Annotated in this window: 18 protein-coding genes, 1 pseudogene and 2 CRISPR repeat arrays; of the genes and pseudogenes, 3 read left to right on the top strand and 16 right to left on the bottom strand. The window is 35.3% G+C overall.

Annotated elements, in window-relative coordinates; all coding sequences use genetic code 11:
* Positions 1 to 47: 47 nt before the first annotated feature.
* From I589_RS00865 to I589_RS00855, 3 genes are all read left to right on the top strand, one after another.
* Positions 48 to 1,625, top strand: a complete 1,578-nt coding sequence (locus tag I589_RS00865; protein WP_010770033.1) for a PucR family transcriptional regulator — start codon at positions 48 to 50, stop codon at positions 1,623 to 1,625.
* On the top strand, positions 1,622 to 2,425 hold the full coding sequence (locus tag I589_RS00860) for an alpha/beta hydrolase (RefSeq protein WP_010770034.1): 804 nt from the start codon (positions 1,622 to 1,624) through the stop codon (positions 2,423 to 2,425). The genes I589_RS00865 and I589_RS00860 overlap by 4 nt, the downstream gene beginning before the upstream one ends.
* A 441-nt stretch (positions 2,426 to 2,866) precedes the next feature.
* On the top strand, positions 2,867 to 3,880 hold the full coding sequence (locus I589_RS00855; protein ID WP_010770035.1) for an LPXTG cell wall anchor domain-containing protein: 1,014 nt from the start codon (positions 2,867 to 2,869) through the stop codon (positions 3,878 to 3,880).
* Between the two features lie 70 nt (positions 3,881 to 3,950).
* On the opposite strand, the gene I589_RS00850 is transcribed toward I589_RS00855, so the two are convergent.
* The 16 genes and pseudogenes from I589_RS00850 to ttdA all read right to left on the bottom strand — a co-directional run bounded on the left by I589_RS00850 (position 3,951) and on the right by ttdA (position 21,917).
* Positions 3,951 to 4,862, bottom strand: a complete 912-nt coding sequence (locus I589_RS00850; RefSeq protein WP_010770036.1) for an NAD-dependent epimerase/dehydratase family protein — start codon at positions 4,860 to 4,862, stop codon at positions 3,951 to 3,953.
* A gap of 78 nt (positions 4,863 to 4,940) precedes the next feature.
* Positions 4,941 to 5,373: direct repeats of the CRISPR family, unit length 36 nt; unit sequence GTTTTGGAAGCATTCAATTCAACATGGCTCTAAAAC.
* Between the two features lie 133 nt (positions 5,374 to 5,506).
* Positions 5,507 to 6,169: a type II-A CRISPR-associated protein Csn2 gene (gene csn2, locus I589_RS00845; RefSeq protein ID WP_034684231.1), complete on the bottom strand. Its 663-nt coding sequence runs from the start codon at positions 6,167 to 6,169 to the stop codon at positions 5,507 to 5,509.
* Positions 6,159 to 6,500 (bottom strand): CRISPR-associated endonuclease Cas2, encoded by a 342-nt coding sequence (gene cas2, locus I589_RS00840; protein WP_010770038.1) that lies wholly within the window; start codon positions 6,498 to 6,500, stop codon positions 6,159 to 6,161. The genes csn2 and cas2 overlap by 11 nt, the downstream gene beginning before the upstream one ends.
* Positions 6,497 to 7,363: a type II CRISPR-associated endonuclease Cas1 gene (gene cas1 / locus I589_RS00835; protein ID WP_010770039.1), complete on the bottom strand. Its 867-nt coding sequence runs from the start codon at positions 7,361 to 7,363 to the stop codon at positions 6,497 to 6,499. Before cas1 ends, cas2 begins: the two co-directional genes overlap by 4 nt.
* Entirely contained in the window at positions 7,363 to 11,367 is a 4,005-nt protein-coding gene (cas9, locus tag I589_RS00830; RefSeq protein WP_010770040.1) for a type II CRISPR RNA-guided endonuclease Cas9, read from the bottom strand. Before cas9 ends, cas1 begins: the two co-directional genes overlap by 1 nt.
* 966 nt (positions 11,368 to 12,333) lie before the next feature.
* On the bottom strand, positions 12,334 to 13,035 hold the full coding sequence (locus I589_RS00825; protein ID WP_010770041.1) for a hypothetical protein: 702 nt from the start codon (positions 13,033 to 13,035) through the stop codon (positions 12,334 to 12,336).
* 286 nt (positions 13,036 to 13,321) lie between these two features.
* Entirely contained in the window at positions 13,322 to 13,711 is a 390-nt protein-coding gene (locus I589_RS00820; protein ID WP_010770042.1) for a hypothetical protein, read from the bottom strand.
* An 8-nt stretch (positions 13,712 to 13,719) separates the two neighbouring features.
* Positions 13,720 to 14,283: a CRISPR direct-repeat array (repeat unit 36 nt; unit sequence GTTTTGGAAGCATTCAATTCAACATGGCTCTAAAAC).
* Positions 14,284 to 14,786: 503 nt separating this feature from the next.
* A pseudogene (locus tag I589_RS18730) lies at positions 14,787 to 14,909 on the bottom strand (2-dehydro-3-deoxyphosphogluconate aldolase); the annotation flags it as partial.
* 355 nt (positions 14,910 to 15,264) lie between these two features.
* Entirely contained in the window at positions 15,265 to 16,659 is a 1,395-nt protein-coding gene (locus tag I589_RS00815) for an oxaloacetate decarboxylase subunit alpha (RefSeq protein ID WP_010770044.1), read from the bottom strand.
* 71 nt (positions 16,660 to 16,730) lie between these two features.
* On the bottom strand, positions 16,731 to 16,856 hold the full coding sequence (locus tag I589_RS18655) for an OadG-related small transporter subunit (protein ID WP_010770045.1): 126 nt from the start codon (positions 16,854 to 16,856) through the stop codon (positions 16,731 to 16,733).
* Between the two features lie 51 nt (positions 16,857 to 16,907).
* On the bottom strand, positions 16,908 to 18,023 hold the full coding sequence (locus tag I589_RS00810; RefSeq protein ID WP_010770046.1) for a sodium ion-translocating decarboxylase subunit beta: 1,116 nt from the start codon (positions 18,021 to 18,023) through the stop codon (positions 16,908 to 16,910).
* A 148-nt stretch (positions 18,024 to 18,171) separates the two neighbouring features.
* Positions 18,172 to 18,564 carry an acetyl-CoA carboxylase biotin carboxyl carrier protein subunit gene (locus tag I589_RS00805; protein ID WP_010770047.1) on the bottom strand — a complete coding sequence of 131 codons (393 nt, stop codon included), beginning with the start codon at positions 18,562 to 18,564 and terminating at the stop codon, positions 18,172 to 18,174.
* Between the two features lie 12 nt (positions 18,565 to 18,576).
* Positions 18,577 to 18,900, bottom strand: coding sequence for a hypothetical protein (locus tag I589_RS00800; RefSeq protein ID WP_010770048.1), 324 nt, complete (start codon positions 18,898 to 18,900; stop codon positions 18,577 to 18,579).
* A gap of 89 nt (positions 18,901 to 18,989) precedes the next feature.
* Positions 18,990 to 20,354, bottom strand: a complete 1,365-nt coding sequence (locus I589_RS00795; protein WP_010770049.1) for a citrate:proton symporter — start codon at positions 20,352 to 20,354, stop codon at positions 18,990 to 18,992.
* A gap of 34 nt (positions 20,355 to 20,388) precedes the next feature.
* On the bottom strand, positions 20,389 to 21,000 hold the full coding sequence (ttdB, locus tag I589_RS00790) for a L(+)-tartrate dehydratase subunit beta (protein ID WP_010770050.1): 612 nt from the start codon (positions 20,998 to 21,000) through the stop codon (positions 20,389 to 20,391).
* Positions 20,997 to 21,917 (bottom strand): L(+)-tartrate dehydratase subunit alpha, encoded by a 921-nt coding sequence (gene ttdA / locus I589_RS00785; RefSeq protein ID WP_010770051.1) that lies wholly within the window; start codon positions 21,915 to 21,917, stop codon positions 20,997 to 20,999. Before ttdA ends, ttdB begins: the two co-directional genes overlap by 4 nt.
* Positions 21,918 to 21,985: the final 68 nt, after the last annotated feature.

Here is a 21,985-nt window from a genome sequence, read left to right as displayed (position 1 = left end):
AAAAAAAAGCTATAATTATTATCCAAAAGAGGAAAAAGGAGACTATTATGTTATTAAAACAACTATTGGAATTACCAATTTTAAAAAATAGTAAGACATTGACCGGCAGTATAGGACTAGATAATCCACTTGAATCAGTCATGGTCTTGGAAGCGATTGACATAGAAAAATGGAGTAAACAGCATCAGCTAATTTTAACGTCCTTTTACGCTTTGACCGACGCTTCTATGGATCAAGTACGCCTTTTTTTTAAAACTATGCGGAAAATTGGTGTTAGTGGACTTGTGATTAAGGTTGACCGTCTTATCACAATGATTCCTGAGTGGGTAATTGAGTTAGGGGTAGAATATTGCATTCCTTTAATTAAGGTACATCAAGATGTCAGCTATGAAGCAATTATGCTCGCTGTTTATGAGCCTTTATTAAATCATCAGTCTCACCTTCTTCGTACCTATTATGAAGTACGACAACGTTTTATGAAGGTTGAACGTAACCGTTCATCTTTTGATCAAATCATGCAAGAATTTTTCCAATTAATTGAGAAGCCTTGTTTTTTATCTATTCCTCACTTAGATATACATATTAATAAAGGAACAACCTTTGAAGATTATGTAGTTATTCAGCAATATCCAATGAAAAATATTGAATTTACAAAAAATCGTTATGAATATCTTCATCTGTTTTCTCATAAAAATAATCAAGCAATCACCGCAGTTAAAGTAGATATCCTCAATCCATTTAACGATTTATGTACTTTACTAGTTTATCAAAAAGACGCTCAGATTCCTGAATCTAAAGTGATGATTATTGAGAACGTTGTTGATGTCATTTATGAACGCCTTCAAATGGAATATCTGCAGAAAAAGGAACGGTATACGCGCTTGAACAATTTAGCAGATGCTATCTTGCAGAATACCCCTACAGATTTAAACGAGCTAACTTTGCTTTTAGAAGAAGCAAACATAGAGCAATATGATTTTTATCAGGCAATCGCTTTTTCTTCAACTAATTTCGAGGATAAACAAAGAAAAGATCTTGTTTTGCAAAAACTTCATTCACTCCGTGCAAAACATATCTTTTTTGAACATCATAATTATTTGATTTTTCTTTACAACTTTCAGCATGCTTCTCAACAAATTACCAAGCAAACCCTTAGTAAACTTTTCGATTTCTCTATATTAGAAAAAGAAAAAGCCTCTCTTATTTTGAGTGAAGTAAAAAGAAAACAAGCAATCAAAGAAATACTTCCCGAATGTTTGGATTCTATCCGATTTAATCGCCACTTTTATTTAGCGCCTATTTTAAATTACAGTGACTTAGGTGTTTTCAGCATGTTTATAAAAGGGCATCAGTTAGATAACATTCAGCAGATTATTCCAACAGGTCTGTATCATCTTTGGGAAAATGAAGAAGATTTATTTCTCACACTCTATACTTTTTTTATTAGTAATCGTAACTATAAAAAGACCGCAGAAACCCTGTTTTTACATTCCAAAACCATTCGATATCGATTAAATAAAATTGAACAGCTTCTAGAAATCGATTTGACAAATCCAATTCAATTAGTTAATTATGAAGTGGGAACCTATTTATTAGAACTAAAGAAAAGGAGTCAATCTAAATGAAAACAGCTATACAACTATCCTCCGGAGCGAAGGGAACTCTTATTTCTAAGCCATCAGATGTCGGTTACTTACTTTATTTTCATGGTGGCGGATTTATCTATGGAAGTAAAAATGATTTGCCTGAATCGCTCGTTACTATTTTTCAGAAACAAAAATTTTCTATTCTTGCACTGGATTATTTACTTGCTCCAAATTCCTCATTGTCTGAAATTATCCAATCAACTTTTGATAATTTTTTGGAATTAAAAGACACGGTCATCAAAGATTCTCCATTCAGCTTTTGTGGACGCTCTGCTGGAGGATATCTCATGCTCGCCTTAACAAAAAAATTAATTGAAAACAAACAAGCATTGCCTGAAAAGTTAATTAATTTTTATGGTTATACAGACTTGGAGTTCATTCAAACACAAAGAGAAATCTCTAACTATTCTGTTACCCCTGACATGATTCAGTCAATCAACCTTAAAGAACAAACTTGGGATGATCCTCTTTTTCAACGTTACCTGCTCTATATTTATGGTGTACAAAACCAAAAATTAACTGACTACTATCAAATTTCTGCAGATCAAAAAGAAGCGCTCGCTATCTCGCCCGAAATACTTGCACAATTTCCTCCTACCTTTAGTACGGCAAGCACCACAGACATGGAGGTTCCATTCCGTTACAGCAAGCGTTTAAAGAATATCCCGCACAGTCAATTTCGAGCAGTATACGATCTGCCCCATGACTTCTTAAAAGAAACAGAAAATGAACAAGTTCGCACCTTAATGACTGAATTAGAAAGCTGGCTAAAGAAATAGTTAGCTTTCTTTTTTATATAAAAAAGAGCTTCTAGCAAATACCACTTACCCTTTTCCACATCTCTACCCACTCTCTAGTGTAAAAATAAGAGGAATTGGCACGTACATTTCAGATAAGAGATAAACGCAAGGAAAACCTCCAATTCTCACATATTTCATACGTGGAAGTTGATAAATTCACTTTTCAATAATCTGGCTTAAAAATTTTTTGTTGATAATTCTCTATTCTCTTTTATTATTTTTCTCCTTATTGAGATTTTGGTTCATTCAATCTTTTTATTAGTCCAGTCGTCAGCTGAACTTTCGCTTAATTTTTCCTATCAACTTTCCCCCTCTTTTTTATTTTTTTTGAAAAATGAAAGAAATAAACCCGTTTTGTTATTTACTTTTATTTCATATGTGTTACATTTGTGTTACAAACATATCAAGGAGATGTCAAAAATGAAAAAATATTTATTAGCTAGTACTCTTATCTTATTATTCCCTCTAACTGCAATTGCTGACACCGAAGTTGGAAGTACCACAGAAAGTCTAACTGTCAATTCAACGGAGCAATCGGCTCTTGTATCTGAAAACACAGAAAATACAGACTCAGAGATTTCCACAAACGTAACTGAGGAAACATCTAGCGAAGCAATAGATGCTTCAAAAGAGAAAGAATCCGTCCAAAGTAAAGTAGAAGAAACAATTGAAAAGAGCGAAACACCTGATGCTCTTACTTCTGATGAAGATCCTAGTCAAATTCGAGAAGCATTAAAAGCTGACTACATGAGTACGATTTTGTCACCTGAAGAAGTAGATTCTTATACCGATCAACAGCTGCTAAATGCAATGACCTTTGTGAATAGAGTTAACTATGATGTATACAGTTTAGATATCAGTGGCTATGCCCATGCTTTACAAGCTTTATACAAAGACCATACACTTTCATGGGATAAAATTGAACAAGCGATGACTTATAACCCAAATGATTTCAAAAACGCGCTAGATATGATTCCAACGATTAGTCAGCTACAAAATTATTTAGATGCCTTGTATCCTAGCACCAGCTCATTTATTGCAATTCCAAAGCTTAGTGACGAAGAATTAACAAACATTCTTACTCATATTTCTCCTATTCAAAAAGAAATTGTTGAAAAAGATGGAACCCTTTTCCCAGGAATCATCGCATGGATTATGACATTTTCTGAAGACCAATCTGTTTTAGCTGGTGGCACTGCCACATCTACAACCTCTACAACATCAAGCCAAGAATCTAGCTCAGAAGTAACTAGCTCTTCTGAAAAAGAAAAAGCAGAAGTGCCTGCAACAAGTGAATCAACACCAACTAAAAAAACAGGCTTCTTACCTAAAACAGGCGAACAAAGAAAAGTCTGGTTAACAGTAATTGGTGGTATCATTCTTGTTATTGTTCTATTTATTCTTATTCGAAAAAAGAAAAATTCCGCACACTAATTTAATAAAAGAAAACAGATTAAAAAAAATAAAAAGATAGACTGACAAAAAATTAATCAGTCTATCTTTTTTACTTTCTATTAGATAATTTTTCTTCTATATATTGAATATAGTTTCTTTTATTCACCTTGTCTTCATTATTCTTGTACCATAACCAAGACTCTTTGATTCCTTTCCCTAATTCCCGTGTTTCGCCTAGTAAAGCCATCTGACGGGACACATCAAGCACATAGGCATAATCCGTAAAGCTAAAGTAGTTTGTCGGATTCACATCAGAATGAATTTCAATAAATTCCGGCTTCTCGCCTACTACTTCATAACACAGCTCTACCCATTCTCTGACTGAAATCACTTCTTCATTTCCTACGTTATATATTTTTTGTTCTGGGTGAGTTTCTAATAGTTTATCCACAAGACGACACACATCTTTGATATGAATAAACTGCAGGGGCAATTTCCCATCACCGGGTAAATAAAACGGCCGTTTTTGTTTTGCACAATCAAAGACAAATGCTTCTCTATAAGCATTATTATACGGTCCATAAATATAAGCCGGACGCAAAATATAAGCTTGTGGAACATGGGTTTCTAAATATTCTTCTGCCTCTATTTTATTTGTTCCATAGGATTTCCAATAATGATTTTCTCCGGTAGACTGTGTTTCTAAAAAAGGCTGGGACAAGGTTTCAGGATAAACTGCACTAGTACTAATAAAAATATAGTCCTTTATAGAAGGTAATGCATCCACCAATAGAGAAACTTCTTCTTTTGTGTAGCTATTTGCATCTATAACCACATCAAATACCTTTTCCGACAAGACATCTCCTAACTGATAACGATCCGCTTCAATCAGGTGAACCCCTTCAGACTGTACTCGATTATTCCTATTTAAAACATAAACTTCATCTCCTTTAGCAACAAAATATTCTGCTAAAGAACGACTAACAAATACTGTACCACCTGTTATTAATAATTTTCTCATAGCTTACCCCCTCAGGAAAATTGATATACCTTTAATTTATTAAAATAATTTTTTGTAAGCGTTAGTGATGAAACGTTGTTTTTGAAAGCATTCAATTCAACATGGCTCTAAAACCCGCCTTCAGACTCTTCCTTTTGTTTTCCGGTTTTGGAAGCATTCAATTCAACATGGCTCTAAAACTATGAGTTCAGGATTCTCATAGATGTTTCCGTTTTGGAAGCATTCAATTCAACATGGCTCTAAAACTCATGGGGTAACAAAAGCGCAAGTCAAATTGGTTTTGGAAGCATTCAATTCAACATGGCTCTAAAACTGATTGGACAGTGTACGAGCGAGATAAAAAGTTTTGGAAGCATTCAATTCAACATGGCTCTAAAACTTACACCGAGTACAAACAATCATTTTCTCTGTTTTGGAAGCATTCAATTCAACATGGCTCTAAAACGTCCAGAGGGAATAAAATTGATTTTGACTCGTTTTGGAAGCATTCAATTCAACATGGCTCTAAAACCTCGCAGCCATTTTCTTTCTCTGCGAAATCCCGTAATCGCGCCATTTGTCCATAGCAAGACTTCAGCTTTGAATACTCCCTTTCTTCCTTTAGATTCAATTATCAATGACCTGATCTACATAATTCTCCTAAGTTATACCGTGCCTTCTTGATGTAAAAAATAATCTTCATCCAAATAATAGGTTGTAAAATCCGGTAATTCTCTCGGCTCCAAGAAAAGAACGTGTTCTTGAGACAACGCAATGTAATTTTTAATTTCCAATAATTCCTCTTTTGTCAGATAGGCGCACACATTAATGAAAACTAAAAGCTTTTTCTTAGAAAGATATTTATAAACTTGTATGATTTCAATAATCTTTTCAAATAGAGTATCACTTGATGTTTCAATCTGTATACCTAACGCTTTAAAAAGTTCGAGAACTGTAATTTCATCTTCCTCTAAATCAAGTTCGTGTTCCAGTAATTCATAACCAATCAAATCACTAATCGTTGAAGCTAGCTTATCAATCATTGATTTCACTTCTGGTTTTTGGTTCAGTTGACTTTCTAAATCCGCATAAATTAATTTTAAAGTCGAGGGCGAATTAATATCATAGCCAAATATATCTGTGATAATCATCAGCTCTGAACTCTTTACTACGCTTTGTTTTTCATCAAATAACTTCAACCGACTTTCCTCTGTATATTGATAAAATTCTTTCACAAGTGAAGCAAAGACAGTAACGTCACCCACGCAAAAGAACGTTGCCGGCTGAATCATCAATGATTTCTCTAATAGCGGAAAATTAAATTTCATCATAGTCATCTCCCAAAAAAACAACTCTGGCATCCGTATTTCCTACGCTAGTATCTTTTATCCCACTGAGATAAACCATTCGAGAAAATTGTTTTTCTGTAACAGTCAATAAGGTAATCAGGCCTTTATTAGGGTTCTTTTTTTTCAATCGCTCAATCATCGCTTGGCTTGCAGTTCCGTTCAAAAGCAATTTACTATATACAGAAAATTGATGCATAATAAATCCTTCACTCAATAAAAATTTACGAAATTGTCGATAGACTTTGCGATCTAAGGTTGTCTCTGTTGGCATATCAAACATTAATAATAATCTCATATATCGATAACTCATACCTTAAACTCAGGAATCCTTTCTATTTCGCCATTTAATACTTTAATGACTTTTTTTGTATAATCACTTGCAATATTTGTTAGATACATTTGCTTATTCCCATAGCTATACGTTTGATTAAATAATTCAAAGAGCTCTCTCTTGATTTTTTTAAAGTCTTTTGACCTATTTTCATAAACAATTTGATCCACCAATGGGCGAAAAGGCTCCATTAAGTCACTTGCTAAATTAAAATCATTAAACTGGTTAGCATGCTTCAGACCAAACTGAGTCATACACCCTGATTTTACAATTTCTCGAGCAAAAATACTCATCAAAAAGGAATAGCCATAATTTAGTCCAGCATTTATCTCGTTACTTGCTTCTCGTGTAAATTTCTGTCCAAATAAAGTTGCAAAATAGATTCTTGCAGAATGTCCTTCTCTGTTTGTTGGATCAAATAGTTCTAACTTTTCATGCAGATTCAGTAGCGTCTGCGATTTTTCGTTGTACCCGTAAACGCTTAGCTGTCTACTTTGATTTTTAATCTTCTGAGAAATAATTTCTGTCCAAACATTGGCTTGTCTCTCAGATGACCACTCCATCTGCCTGGATAACTGCAAACTGCTATCATGTCTCCCATAAAAAGGAAGCAACTTAGCAATCGGAAGTCGCTTATCATCACAAAAAAGAACTAAAACATTCTCATCTACTAACCGCTTAATCAGCATCGTTGTAATCGTAATATCCGTCGTTTCAAGTAACAGAACATCAATTTCTGATAAGTGGATGACTTCCTGCTCCATAGCTGTTCGAAAAATCAAATGATTATTTTTATAGGATAACTTAGCATGCTTATTAACAATTACTGTTCTCCATCTCATTAGTCAACCAGCTTTCGACGTGTCTCATATAACCCCGTAATTGACTGATTAATAATAGTAGCGCTTAAAAGCTCACCAACACTCGTGTAACGGCTGCGTGGAATCGTTTTGCCAAAAAATTTAAAGTCCATTGGTGCTCCGTATGCGCTAAACTTCATTAAATTCACAAATGATTCTGCTATTTCTTTTATATCAGCTTCTTTATTTTCTTCATACAATTTCAGAATCGTTTGTAGATTTTTGTTCGCTAAAATTTTTGTTTCAGAAAATGCTTGGACATAATTTAAAATTTCTGCAAATTCTGCACGATGTTCACGTACATATTCTTCACTTTTACCAGAATCCTCATCAACTTGTTTGGCATGATAGAGTAGCGTAACTAAAGAAGCGGGTAAAACCAGTTGATTGCCTTTTTGTGCTTCATTTGCACTTGCCAGAAGCCGACGACGACCATTTTCCAGCTCATATAACGTATATTTTGGTAAATGAATCAATACTTCTGGATTTGCATACCCCTTTTCCTCCAGCAGAGAAACTGGATCTTTTTTAAATAAAGACTGCTCCATTATTGTAATTCCTACAATAGCTTTTGCCCGAACTTTTTTCTTGCCTTTTTCATACGTAATAATTACAGAATACGCCACCTGAGGACTGTCAAATCCGCCGTATAACTTAGGACTCCAATTAGTCTTTCTAGAAATTAACTTATCTGAGTCACCTTTAGGCTTAATCGTCTCTTTTGAAAAACTGCCCGTTTGAATTTCAGGCTTTTTGACAATGTTCATTTGCGGATAAGACATTACTTTTTTCACGGTAGCTATATTTTTCTTGTCCCAAAGAATTTCACCATTCTCATCAATAATAACTGCGTCCTCAGCAAAAAATTTCATAATATTGGTATATAGCTGTTTTTTAGCGGTCGCTTTATTTGCTTTATAGGCGTTGAACTTAGGATAATCCCCATAAACAAATTCTGGCTGTAGCTGTGGATACACTCGCAACAGCGAATTTGCGACAACCCCATTCAAATATGCATCATGCCCATGATGATAATCATTGATTTCCCGAACCTTGTGAATAGCAAATTGTTTACGGAACTGACTCGTCAAGGAAGATTTCAATGTCACGACACGAACTGCTCGAATCGTTTTTCCTTCCTCATCTTTTTGTGAATTAAAGCGTTGATCTAGAATTCTTGCCACATGTTTAGTAATTTGTCTTGTTTCCACCAATTGACGCTTAATAAAATGCGCCCTGTCATCCTCTGTCAGTCCGCCACGTAATCCCTTAGTTAAATTATCGTATTTTTTTTGACTTATTAAATTTGAGTTTTTAAGCGTCTCCCATAGTGTTATGTTTTTTTGAACAACTTCCTTACTTGGTACATCATCTTTCTTTCCTCTATTTTCCTTAGAGCTCACTAACACACGATTATCGAGGGAATTATCTGTTGTAAAGCTTTGAGGAACGATATGATCAATGTCATAACTAGAAAGATTATGGAGAGATAAATCTAATCCAGTATACATATCTTTCCCATTTTGCAAATAATACAGATATAGCCGATCATTTTGTAGAGCCTGATTATCTGTTGGATATTCTTTCAATAGATTACTGCGAAGATTTCTCATCGCCTCTTCCAGTGCTTTCATACGTGGATTGGAATTAGTACGCCCTCTTGAAGTCGTTTGATTTTCTCTTGCCATCTCAACTACAATATTTTTTGGCAAGCTTCCCATAATATCTACTAGCTCATCAACAATTTTTAAACTTTGCAGAATCCCTTTTTTAATGGCTGGACTTCCTGCAAGATTTTGTACTACCTCATGTAAATCCTCTGTGTTCATATCAGATTGGGCTTCTGCGATTTCCGATTTAAAGGACAGATCCGAATCATTTATTAATTGCATTAAATTTCGATTAATCGGCTGTTTTCCGCCATCATCCTCAATCAAATAATCTAAAATAGTTTTATGCGTTCGTTTTTCTTTAATCCCTATCAACAGCTTAGCGGATAGACGTCCCCAGCCAGTATAGTGTCGGCGTTCTAATTTTTTCAAGACTTCTTCATCAAATAAATACGTATATTTTTTTAACTGCTCTCGAATCATTTTCCGATCTTCAAAAACGGTTAGTATTTTAACGATTTCCTCTAGTGTTTCACTATTTTCTTCCTTATCCAGTTGTTCTCTTGTAATACCTATTTTTAGAAAATCATGATAAGTTCCATAACCTGCATTAAAACTCGTCTCTATTCCTTTAATTGCAACATCAACTAAACCGAACTCGTTACTTAAAAATTTTTCTAATAGTTTTTTTGTCACCTTACGCGACTGTTTAAAGAGTTCTTCAACAATCTGCTTCTTTTCTTCGCCAGAAAAACGCTGATTCATGCCACGCTCATCTACGTATGAAACTTTCGTTAGCTCATTATAGACCATATACTTCTCATATATCATGCTATGCTTTGGTAGTACTTTTTCTGTAGGTAAGTACGTATCAAAATTCGTCATTCTTTCAATAAACTTAGTCGCTGATTTTTTGATATCTACTACTTCAGCTAAATTTCCAGGTCGAATAGGCTCAGAGGATATTCTCTCAAGCCATGCAAACGGACTGTTCCCATCAGCTAACGGTCCTACATAGTAAGGGATTCTAAAGGTTACCAATTGTTTCATTTCTTCTTTATTATCTGCTAAAAATGGATAATAAGTTGCTTGCTTTTGTATAATAGCCTCTAATTCTTCTAAATGAATTTGATGTGGAATGACCCCATTATTGAACGTTCTTTGTTTATCTAAAAATGTTTCTTGTTCTATTTTCTCTAAAAAATATTCAGCTCCTGGGACTTTTTCAATTGCTTTTTTTATATATTTATAGAACTCTGCTTGAGTGACGACTTTGCTGTTTTCTACATAGCCTGCATAACCAGAAACACTGTTATCTCTAAAGATGGGCGCGTACATTTCTGGTAGTTCTTTTCGGATAAATTGTTTAAATTGTACCAAATCCTTTTGATGTGCCTCATATCGTTCGACCATGCTAGCTGATAATTTTGCTTTCGTATCCCCATCTGTGACAGATAAAATTCCAGATAATGCAACCGCATCATAGACTGATTTAGTCGCAGAAAAAATCTCTGCGTATTCATCTCCAATTATTGCCAACAAGGTTTCTAGTTCTTCTTCATACTCCTCTTTAGGTATCTGAATTATGCCGTCTTCTTCTAAATCAAATGTTTTTTTGAATCTGCCTTGATTTCCTACCATTAATTTCAAAAATTGAGCAAGTGTACCTGTTGACTTTTCTTCAGAATATACGCTTAAAATGGCTTCCACCTTACGAGCGCGAGAAACCTTTTCTGAAAATAATTCTTCTATGTTATCTGGTACAGCAAGAGGCACTTCATTTTCTCTAAATATTTGGTTATACACTTGAATAAACGTTCGGAAAGTTTCTGACACTGATGAATTTTCAGTATTTAACTCTCCTTCAATCAAGAAGTGCCCGCGATATTTAACTATATGGGCTAATGCTAAATATACCAGTCGTAAATCTGCCTGTTCACTTGTATCCGCGAGATGTTTTCTCAAGTGATAAATTGTTGGAAACTCTCTATAATAGGAAACTTCCTCCTCCATTTTTCCAAAAATCGCATGACGTTCAAACTCTTTTTCATCTGGAACAAGAAAACTTTCTTGTAGTCGATGAAAAAAATTAGCATCTACTTGGTTCATTTCTTCGGTAAATAGGTCTTGTAATCGACAAATTCGATTACGTCGTCTACTATATCTTCGTCGAGTAGTTCTTTTTAGACGTCTATCTGCTGCGGTTTCCCCCTCGTCAAATAAACGAACTCCCCAAAGATTTTTCTTCAGGTATTTGGTCTCCGTATTTCCATATACTTTCATCTTTTTTTTGACAAGATCATAATTTTCAGTCAATACGGCCCATCCAACGGAATTTGTTCCAATATCTAAACCAATCGTATACTCTTTTTTCATCACCAAACTCCTTTATTCATTTTTTTATTCATAATCTTTTATTAAACAATTGAATATTTCGATTTCCATGCTATAATGAATTTATTGGTAGTATTCAATTCAACATAGCGAGTTAAAATAAGGCTTTGTCCGTACCCAATTATAGAGCACTGATTCGGTGCTTTTTTTGTTGCGTTTTATAAATAAAACAGTAGAAATATATAACTTATTATATCATACGCGTTTAAATACGAAAGATTTCCTTCCATATTATCCTACTTTTTCACCTTTAACGGGTCAGAAACCTACTCTTTTATCCCATTTTATACAGTAAAAATAAGCAAGATGTGGATTTCACTCACTTCCGCCACGAAAAAGAACACGCTTTCATTTCCGGGATTCTAGTAGCCTTTAAATGTAACAAGCGCTAGGTATTCAATTCAACATGGCTCTAAAACGGCAATTATGGTCATACAGGCATTATTTCTGTTTTGGAAGCATTCAATTCAACATGGCTCTAAAACAGGAATGGACGAATATGAAAAACTAAAACAGTTTTGGAAGCATTCAATTCAACATGGCTCTAAAACGAATTAGTATATCTCAAATCAATATCTTTTGTTTTGGAAGCATTCAATTCAACATGGCTCTAAAACCTCGCAGTCATTTTCTTTCCCTGCGAAATCTCGTAATCGCGCCATTTGTCCATAGCAAGACTTCAGCTTTGAATGCTTCTCATTTCTATTTATTATAAAATTTTCAATAAGCTATTTGAATTCACTCCTTATTTATTATAACATGGTTTATCTTCTTATAACTATTCTTTCTATATATCATGTGGGATACATCGTATCGTATTCACACAGCTAAATGTACATTTAGCTTGTGTGGATAGTCTCCATTCATTTTTTGAGTATCGTTTATTTCTTGTTTATTCATTACTAGCCGGAACAAAGACTCTCTAACACAACAGATATTTCACAACCCTTATTTTCTATTGTAGATACCTAAAACATATTCATTCTCTTTTTCTTTATTTACTAGTTCAATCGTATCTGCGTCTACCAATCGAATAAAATACTCACCCTCAGGATGAACTTCATAAGTAATCAGATTATCTGATACAACAATATTCTGATACATTTCAGGATTTTCTTCTAATTGCTCCTGCCTTTGTTTAGCAAGCTCTGACAATTGTTTTTTGCTATAATTCGATTCTTTGATTATTTCTTTTAACTCCTCTACGTTAAACTCCTTTTTAAAATCAGAACCACTCCCATAAGTAGCCAGTCCTCTAAGGATAGCATCTAAATATTCACTAAACATAGGGGATTCTTCTCTTTTCATTTTTTTAACCTCTAGCGAAATTTCCTTGACCTTTTTTTCTCGCTTTTTGGGTAGCTGAAAGTCATCCTCATCTTTTTTTATATCTAACAATTTATTATGTAATGTCAAATTTCCCTTTGAATCAATTTTTAGAGTCTGTAACTCAGACTTTCCTATCTCTTTCTCTATTTCCCAAACTGCCTTGGTTGTCTCGTTTCCTGTATGTAAGCTAGTATCTCTTTGCCATTCTCCTGCGATATCTGCATAAGGACCATCATTTCTTAGAAAAACAAAATAGATTATAACTCCAGCAATTACTAAAATACTTACGACAAAAAGGGGGAGGCGTTTCATTTTTTTCATTGTCAACATCCTATCTTTTATGGAACTTATTTGTTTCGTTTTGTTACGCATTCATTTCAAAACATTGCTTCTCAATCAAATAATTATACTATCTGGTAATGTTAATCAGCAATTGTTATTGGGCACTTATTAAAGTTTATTACTCTCGCAATAGTAAATTTTAGAGCATCTGCTTCCTTTGAATCCTCTATCACTAACTAATCTCTACGCCCTGCTACTATAAATTTAAATGACTCACATATAGAAAAAGAAGTAACCACCTGTTTCTACAAGTCTAGCTACTTCTTTATTTGTTCGCTTGTTTTATTAATTTTTTTAATAGCAAATACACGCTCCCGAATAGCGAAGGAATAAAAATTACAAGTCCTACTTTCACTAGTAGTTTACCCAACGGATAATTAAGTGCCATTTCATTTAAAAATTTTTCTTCTTCAATTTTTGTCATAGTGCTTGGATCAAAATCTTGAATTGGTATTAAATTTACAGACAATATAAATCCAAAAAGAACGAGTAACAATCCAGCTACTATAAGACAAAATAAAAATATTTGTTTTTTGATTGTAATTACCACCTTATTAAACAAACCCTTAGTATCGACTCCTTGAAAAATCTCAAATGATTCTATCAAACCTTCAATGTACTCTTTTAGTTGATTCTGAATAAGATATTCGTCCATAGCAATATGTTTTAAAAGTATTCAATTCAGCATAGCTCTAAAACAGCACAGCTATCTAATCTAAGACAATCAACGTTTTGGAAGCATTCAATTCAACATGGCTCTAAAACACATGGATGGTTCTCTTTACTTGTTGACTAGTTTTGGAAGCATTCAATTCAACATGGCTCTAAAACTAAATTGATCTAGCAGATGATGCCATCATAGTTTTGGAAGCATTCAATTCAACATGGCTCTAAAACTCAGATGATGAAGTGACGGAAGGCGAGGACGTTTTGGAAGCATTCAATTCAACATGGCTCTAAAACAAGCTCCTCTATCCTATGTTATTACTTTTTGTTTTGGAAGCATTCAATTCAACATGGCTCTAAAACACTCTGTCAACTATGCAAGGTGGTGGACAAGTTTTGGAAGCATTCAATTCAACATGGCTCTAAAACAGAAGTTCAATCTCTAGTGATAGTGATTGTGTTTTGGAAGCATTCAATTCAACATGGCTCTAAAACATGGTATCAAGAAGTTATTTTCCAACAAGAGTTTTGGAAGCATTCAATTCAACATGGCTCTAAAACCTCGCAGCCATTTTCTTTCCCTGCGAAATCCCGTAATCGCGCCATTTGTCCATAGCAAGACTTCAGCTTTGAATGCTTCTCATTTCTATTTATTATAAAATTTTCAATAAGCTATTTGAATTCACTCCTTATTTATTATAACATGGTTTATCTTCTTATAACTATTCTTTCTATATAGACTTAAAAAATATGCCTTATCCGATGTAAGGATGTCTTCTTTCCTTAATGGAACTCACTCCTCTTTACTACAATTTGTGAAACAAAATTAGCTATTACTTGAATACTTCTTTACCTCCCATGGCTCCAAAAAAGAGTGTAGACCATAACCTAAATAGTTATCTTCTACACTCTTTGCATCTGGATCAGTAGCGGACTGAAAAAAACTGTCCCAAACTATTGCTACTGTCCAAAATCGCTGACAGCCATTCACTGCTCATTTCTTATGATCAGTATTCTTTTGATTTTTAGTCTTTCGTCCTTTGAATACTTACATCATTAGTAGGCTATTTATTTAGAATATGAATCGCAAATCCGCCAAATTCTCCCTCTAAATAAATATTTTTCAATTGTCCCTCCTCTGTATACGCCGCAGTCTCCATATTAAACATAAGACCCTTTTCTTTCATCCTTTATTAAGCTTTTAAGAACGTGTAAATACTAGGTCATTAAACACAAATAAACTTTTTTAGTCCTATCAAAAATTATCCAGTCAGAATCTTTTTGATGAATTACAAATTGAAGGAATCTTAGTATGTTTTCTATAACGCAGTCAGTTCTAGTTCATACAAAGTTTTATAATACTTTGCTTTCATCCCTCAAGGTGAATAGACCTGAAAATTCAGATATGTTTGACAAACAGCTAGCCTTTTTCACTTTCCAGTCTTCACCGAAAGCAAAATATCATTTGTACTTCCTGCTTACTCTGCAGTCAAAGAATTGGAAATAATCCTTATTTTTAAATTTTACAGCAGAATCCTTCCTTTAGAAAAGATCAATCTTCACATCTACCGTTTGAACAGGCACATCATAAAATGGATCTTCCCGACGACCTAAAAAGTCTTTTGCTTGTTGTGGGAATAGTGCGTACATCAGTACATCTTCCTCTGATTTTGCGTACTCACTTATCTCCGCTTCAAATTCCGGTAATTGAGGTGCAATTAAATCTGCAGGGCGTTCTGTAATTACCTCTTCTTCCCCAATAATCATTTTTTGAATTTCTTCTGCAATCGGGGCAGGAGGGCGGCCATACAGTCCACGTACATAATCTTTAATCTCCGTAGGTACCAGCTTATAGCGTTCGCCAGAAATCACATTCATCAAGGCCTGAGTTCCCACCATTTGAGATAAAGGGGTAACTAAAGGAGGAAATCCGAGGTCTGCACGAACTTTTGGCACTTCTGCCAAGACTTCGTCATATTTATCTTGTAGACCTTGTTCGGTTAATTGACTCAATAGGTTGGATAACATGCCCCCAGGCACTTGATAAATCAATGTTTTTGGTTCAACGTCTTTGACTTTAGGATTTAGAATTCCTTCTTCGCGGAAACGATCTCGAATAGGATTGAAATACTCTGCAATCTCAGCAACTTTCGACATATTTAATCCCGTATCGTAGCCCATTTCTTCTAAAGCAATCGCAACAGATTCCGTTGCGGGCTGACTTGTTCCCCCTGCAAAAGAGGAAATCGCTGTATCAATAATATCTGCTCCTGCTTCTGCCACTTTTAGGTACGTCATTTCTGAAATCCCGCTTGTTGCATGTGTGTGTACTTCTAATGGCAAGTCAACGGCCTCTTTTATGCGGCTAACCAATTCAAATCCAGTTTGAGGAGTAAGAACCCCTGCCATATCTTTAATACAGATAGAATCCGCTCCAGTATCTGCCATTTCTTTTGCTAGCTTCACAAAATAATCAACTGTGTGGATTTCACTGGTGGTGTAAGAAATCGCTGTCTGACAGTGTCCACCTGCTTCTTTTGCAGTAACTATAGACGTTTTTAAATTTCGTGTATCATTTAGTGCATCGAAAACACGAATGACATCAATCCCATTTTTGATTGATTTTTCAACAAATTCTCGCACAACATCATCTGCATAATTTTTATAGCCCAGTAGATTTTGTCCGCGAAGAAGCATTTGTAATTTCGTCTGTTTTACTTCTTTGCGAATTTGGCGAAGTCTTTCCCATGGGTCTTCATTCAAGAAACGAATGCAAGAATCAAAGGTTGCGCCTCCCCACATTTCTAATGAATGGTAGCCCGCCTCATCCATTGTTTTAATAATCGGTAACATATCTGCTGTAGGCATTCGTGTAGCGATTAAGCTTTGTTGCCCATCTCGCAAGACGGTTTCCATAAAATGAATCTTTTTAGTCATTTTCTTGCATCCTTTCCTTTTAACATGGTTATGGCGTATTTCTTTTTATAATTACGCAATACACTCTCTTCTTATTTTTTAATTGGAAATAATTTACATAACAGTACAGATGCCAGATAAATGATTAATATAACGGCAAAAACGCCACCCCAGCCAAAAACTAAGAGTTCAAGTGATTTCATTAAATCATTTGTCATTGTTTTGCTCCTTTCTGAAACAGCTTCAACACTATGCCTAACAGTAGACTCCTAGACTAATAATGCAAGCAATATTCCTCCTGCGATAACTGATGCGATTTGCCCAGATACGTTTGCTCCTGCCGCATGCATCAAAATAAAGTTTTGTGGATCTTCATCTGTTGCCATTTTTTGAATTACACGACTAGACATTGGAAACGCCGATATTCCAGCTGCACCAATCATTGGGTTGATTTTGTCTTTTCTAAATAGATTCAATAGTTTTGCAAATAGTACGCCCCCTACTGAGTCCATAATAAAGGCAACTAACCCTAGTCCAATAACCATTAATGTATCTACTTGTAAAAATTCTTCATATTGCATCTTCACTGAAATAGATAGTCCTAACACAATACTAATAATGTTTACTAATTCATTTTGCGCTGTAATAGATAAACGATCCAACACTCCGCATTCCCTTAACAAGTTACCAAACATTAAGAACCCAACTAATGGTAATGAAACAGGTGCGATTAATCCTGCGACTACTGAGATTACAACAGGGAATAGAATTTTTGCAGTTTGTGAAACTTCACCTGCACGGTAAGTCATGCGAATACGACGTTCTTTTTTCGTCGTCACAGCTTTAATTGCGACTGGCTGAATAATTGGAACGAGTGCCATATAAGAATAAGCCGCGACCATGATAGCTCCCATATATTTTGAATTCAATGTGTTCGCTACAAAAATAGATGTAGGACCGTCTGCTGCGCCAATAATTCCGATTGATGCAGCATCATTTAAATCAAACCCTAGTAAAATGGCTACAATAATCGTGAAGAAAATTCCAAATTGGGCTGCTGCTCCAAATAATAACAGAAATGGATTTTGTAATAATGGCCCAAAATCAATCATTGCCCCTATCCCAATAAACAAGAGAAGAGGGAATAATTCAGTTGAAATTCCCATATCAAATAAGACTTGAAATGGTCCTGCTTCTCCACCTGCACTTAATACACCAGAATTTGGGAAGTTTACTAGAATTGTCCCTAAACCCATTGGAACCAATAATGTTGGTTCGTATTCTTTTTTTATTCCCAAATACATCAAGACGCCGCCGATAACCATCATTACGATGCGGCCTGGTTCTTGTCCTATTCCTACAAACCCTTCAATCAATGTTTCCACAAATGTCACTTCCTCTTTCTAAAATTAACGTTTTTCTTTAATTGCTTTAACTATTTTATAAAGTAAACCAAAATCAGTTCACTCATCTTACTAAAACAAATGATGCTTGCTATCCATGATGTCTAATAAGAAATCAGGCAGTAGCTTTTTATTGAATAGTAATCAATGAATCGCCCGGGTTAACCATATCTCCTTGTGTTACATGGATTCCTGAAATAGTCCCGGCTTTTCCAGCCACAATTTCATTTTCCATTTTCATCGCTTCTAAAATCATTAACGGCTGGTTTTCTTGAACTGAATCGCCAACGTTTACTAAAATTTTTAAGATTGTGCCCGGCATCGGTGAAGGCATTGCATCTGCTCCAGCTTGCGTTGTTTCTACTGGTGCAGGTGTTATTTCTACTGGTGCTGGCGTTGTTTCTTGTGTAGGTGCAGGAGCTGCTGGTGGAATAGAAGCTGCGGGTTGCGGTACACCACCGATTTCTTCCATTTCCACTAGATACTCTTTCCCATCAATTGAGATTTTAAATTTACGTAACATACATCTTACCTCCTATTTTTTCTTTGCAATTTTTCGGACGATAAACTGACTGTCCTCATTCATCCCTGTCGCTATACTTGCCGCAAGTAAAGATACTTCTTTTGCCTCAGGATTACGTTGGAAAATCTTTTTCACAACAAACTGGCTGTCTGGTCTATCTTCGGCTGCGACTGAGGCTGCAATCAAGCTCACTAATGAATACTCTTCTGGACTCGCTTCAATATAGGCTGGAAGTGGCTGATAGTTGCACGCTTCAGCCGAATACTCTTCGCCCGTTTCATCAACAACTGGAGTTACTTGCTTATTTTTTTTCAACATATTTTTAAAGATACTCATTATTTCTCCTTTTAGAAATGACTCAATAAAATAGGAAGCTGTACCCGTTACACCATAGGCATAACGTATCCATCTTCCATTGGACCTGATTATAGAGGTAAATAACCAGTTATGACATATACAACAATATAAATAATTAAAATTGGCCAACAGTAACGAATGTACTTTTTCTGAAAATCAACAAAGTTTAAATTCGTTGAATCGGTTAACATGAATAATGCTGGAATAACTGGAGAAATCAAGCGGAATGATTGTCCTACCATTGAAGCTACTGCCGCTTGGATAGGTGTAATTCCATATTGCTCCATTACTTCTGCTACAACTTTGGCAATCCCAAAGTAAAAAGCATCTTGTGGTAAAAAAGTAATTGCTGGTGCGGAGATTACTGCATAAATTGGTGCAACATGTGAGCCAAGACTATCTGGAATAATCATCGTCATTCCTTCTGCTAAAGCTGTTGCCATCCCGCTTCCAGATAACACACCAGAAAATACGCCTGCTGCAAAAGTTGCCAGAGCTGGTGCTAACGCATCTGCTGCAATATCATCAATTCGTTCATTAATAATAGATACTTTTCGGTAGTTCACCGTTAAAACAATCGCACTTCCAATCATAAACAAGACCGCTCCATGAGCAAATCCTTGAATTAACAAATATAAGATACCAAACGTTAAAACCAGATTAAATAAAAACAGCTTTGGTCGTTTTAATTCAGGATCTTTTTCACGAATGGACGATAGCATTTGCTCCATCATTAAATCATCAATCTCTGAGTCAGCACCTGTACACCAACTTAGCCGTTTGCGTTCTTTCTTTCCTAAGCGATAAGCTAGAAAAATAGCAAAAACCTCTGCAGCTAGCATTCCTGGCAGTAACGCTGTAAATAATTCATTAATTGGCACATCCATCGCCGTACTCGCAGCAATCGTTGGTCCACCCCACGGCAGCTGATTAAAAATACCAATTGGCGTCACGATTAAAATCGCCAGATACCCTAATTTCATATTTAAAGACTTATACAATTCTAAAAAAGCGGCTACACAGATAATAATCGTCGTTGTAGTATCTCCGTTCATTGTTACAACAGTAGCAGTTAAAACCGTTGCCATTGTTACTTTTAAAGGATCACCTTTTGCTTTTTTTATGAAAAATTCACACAGAGGATCAAAGAGACCTACATTTAGCATTAAATCAAAATACATTACCGCAAACAAGATAAGCAGACCCGGTGAAATAACACCCATACTGACTTTTCCAGTTACTTCATTAACTTTGAAAAATAGTGCATCTGTTATCCACTGAAATAAATCAGAGAAGGTAGCATCTGTTAGTAAAATAACTAAAACCCCAAAGAATAACGGAACTAAAGTTAATGCGCCAATAATGGATAGCTTGTTCTTAGACAACAGTACAATAAAGGATAGAATCATTAATAAAGCTAAAACTAATAGCATACTTATCACCTAATTGAGTGTCTTTTATGCAGCCTTATTTGATAAAGCGCACTTCTTTACAAATTCGCTCAATTTCCTCTTCTTTTCTTTTATTAAACTCAATCTTGTTATTTTCAAATAAGTTATTTCCCAGTGTATCAATTGAGACAATGAGTGGACCATATTCTTTTACTTCAGAAACCCATAATGTTTCAGGCATTCCTAAATCCATCCACTGTGCATCAATAATTTTTTCTACTTTTTCTGCTGCGTAAACTGCATTTCCAGCTGGAAAAACAAGGTGTAAGGCTTTATTTTCTTTACAACCCTTTTGTGTTCCAGCACCCATACCACCTTTTCCAACAATTAGCTTTACGCCTGTTTTTTTGATGAATTCTTCTTCAAATTTTTCCATACGCATACTAGTTGTGGGACCAACTGAAATCATTTGATATTGATCATCGCCTAAATCTTTAATAATTGGTCCTGCATGAAGAATTGCTTTTCCTCTAACATCAACGGGTAACTCCAGCCCTTCTTCTACAACACGACGGTGAGCAACATCACGACAGGTTACTAAAATCCCTTCTAAATAAACAATATCCCCAATCCGAATGTCTTTTATATCTTCATCTGTAATTGGTGTCTTTAATCGAAATTCTCTCATAATTCTACTCCTTTATGTAGCGGTAATGTGTAGTTCAATTGACTATCAAAAACAATTTTTCCACGTCGATGTGACCAGCAGCCAGTATTGATTGCCACGCCAATTACAGATGGATGGCGCCCAGTATTGATAATATTTACACCCATAACTGATTTTTTCCCACCAAATCCTTGGGGTCCTAAACCAATATTATTGATTCCATCCTCTAACAAATGTTCCATCTTCGCTGCATTTTCATTTGGACTTTCGCTGCTTACTTCACGCATTAATGCAAGCTTAGAATTCATTGCAGCAGCTTCTACAGAGGTCCCAATCCCAATCCCAACTAATAACGGTGGGCATGCATTAATTCCGTAGCTTGTCATTTGATCCATCACAAATTTGACAACCCCTTCATATCCTTCACCTGGCATTAACACTTTTGCAGCACCAGGTAAGCTACACCCGCCACCTGCCATATAAACATACATCTCCACTCCATCACCATCGCCATCTATTTCCATAAATACGCTTGGTAAACCCGTTCCAATATTTAACCCTGTGTTATATTCATCAAAGGTTTCTACTGCATTGTGTCTCAATGGAGCTTTTTTTGTTGCAAGGTAAACTGCATCTTTTAAAATGTCATTTAACTCAGCTAATAATGGGAATTTTGAACCACATTTGATAAAAAATTGTAACGCACCCGTATCTTGACAGCTAGGACGTTTTAATTCTTCTGCTAACATTTGATTTTCACGCATTGTGTCATAGACCAATTGCTGTAATGGTTCCACCTCAATTTTTGATAGCTCATCTAATTTTTCTGTCACATCATCTGGTAAACGACGTCCAACAACCGCGATATATTCCATGAGTATATCCCGCATTTTGATAGCTTCTTCAGATAGTGCCTTTTCTTCGTAAGTGTATTTCATGATTTTCCTCCTCATTAATTTTCTTTATTATCTATTTTCAAAGAAGCCAATTCTAGCCAATTCTTACC

This window comes from Enterococcus phoeniculicola ATCC BAA-412, assembly GCF_000407505.1.
In the GTDB taxonomy this organism is placed as follows: Bacteria; Bacillota; Bacilli; order Lactobacillales; family Enterococcaceae; genus Enterococcus_K; species Enterococcus_K phoeniculicola.
This window is presented reverse-complemented; position numbering and strand designations above follow the sequence as displayed.

Excerpts from the sequence above, each read along its gene's own strand:
- I589_RS00815 (WP_010770044.1), bottom strand. The coding sequence starts at position 16,659 with ATGACTAAAAAGATTCATTTTATGGAAACCGTCTTGCGAGATGGGCAA.
- ttdA (WP_010770051.1), bottom strand. The coding sequence starts at position 21,917 with ATGAAATACACTTACGAAGAAAAGGCACTATCTGAAGAAGCTATCAAA.
- I589_RS00855 (WP_010770035.1), top strand. The coding sequence starts at position 2,867 with ATGAAAAAATATTTATTAGCTAGTACTCTTATCTTATTATTCCCTCTA.
- I589_RS00820 (WP_010770042.1), bottom strand. The coding sequence starts at position 13,711 with ATGGACGAATATCTTATTCAGAATCAACTAAAAGAGTACATTGAAGGT.
- ttdB (WP_010770050.1), bottom strand. The coding sequence starts at position 21,000 with ATGAGAGAATTTCGATTAAAGACACCAATTACAGATGAAGATATAAAA.
- I589_RS00825 (WP_010770041.1), bottom strand. The coding sequence starts at position 13,035 with ATGAAAAAAATGAAACGCCTCCCCCTTTTTGTCGTAAGTATTTTAGTA.
- cas1 (WP_010770039.1), bottom strand. The coding sequence starts at position 7,363 with ATGAGATGGAGAACAGTAATTGTTAATAAGCATGCTAAGTTATCCTAT.
- cas2 (WP_010770038.1), bottom strand. The coding sequence starts at position 6,500 with ATGAGTTATCGATATATGAGATTATTATTAATGTTTGATATGCCAACA.
- I589_RS00865 (WP_010770033.1), top strand. The coding sequence starts at position 48 with ATGTTATTAAAACAACTATTGGAATTACCAATTTTAAAAAATAGTAAG.
- I589_RS00850 (WP_010770036.1), bottom strand. The coding sequence starts at position 4,862 with ATGAGAAAATTATTAATAACAGGTGGTACAGTATTTGTTAGTCGTTCT.
- csn2 (WP_034684231.1), bottom strand. The coding sequence starts at position 6,169 with ATGAAATTTAATTTTCCGCTATTAGAGAAATCATTGATGATTCAGCCG.
- I589_RS18655 (WP_010770045.1), bottom strand. The coding sequence starts at position 16,856 with ATGACAAATGATTTAATGAAATCACTTGAACTCTTAGTTTTTGGCTGG.
- cas9 (WP_010770040.1), bottom strand. The coding sequence starts at position 11,367 with ATGAAAAAAGAGTATACGATTGGTTTAGATATTGGAACAAATTCCGTT.
- I589_RS00805 (WP_010770047.1), bottom strand. The coding sequence starts at position 18,564 with ATGTTACGTAAATTTAAAATCTCAATTGATGGGAAAGAGTATCTAGTG.
- I589_RS00860 (WP_010770034.1), top strand. The coding sequence starts at position 1,622 with ATGAAAACAGCTATACAACTATCCTCCGGAGCGAAGGGAACTCTTATT.
- I589_RS00795 (WP_010770049.1), bottom strand. The coding sequence starts at position 20,354 with ATGCTATTAGTTTTAGCTTTATTAATGATTCTATCCTTTATTGTACTG.
- I589_RS00800 (WP_010770048.1), bottom strand. The coding sequence starts at position 18,900 with ATGAGTATCTTTAAAAATATGTTGAAAAAAAATAAGCAAGTAACTCCA.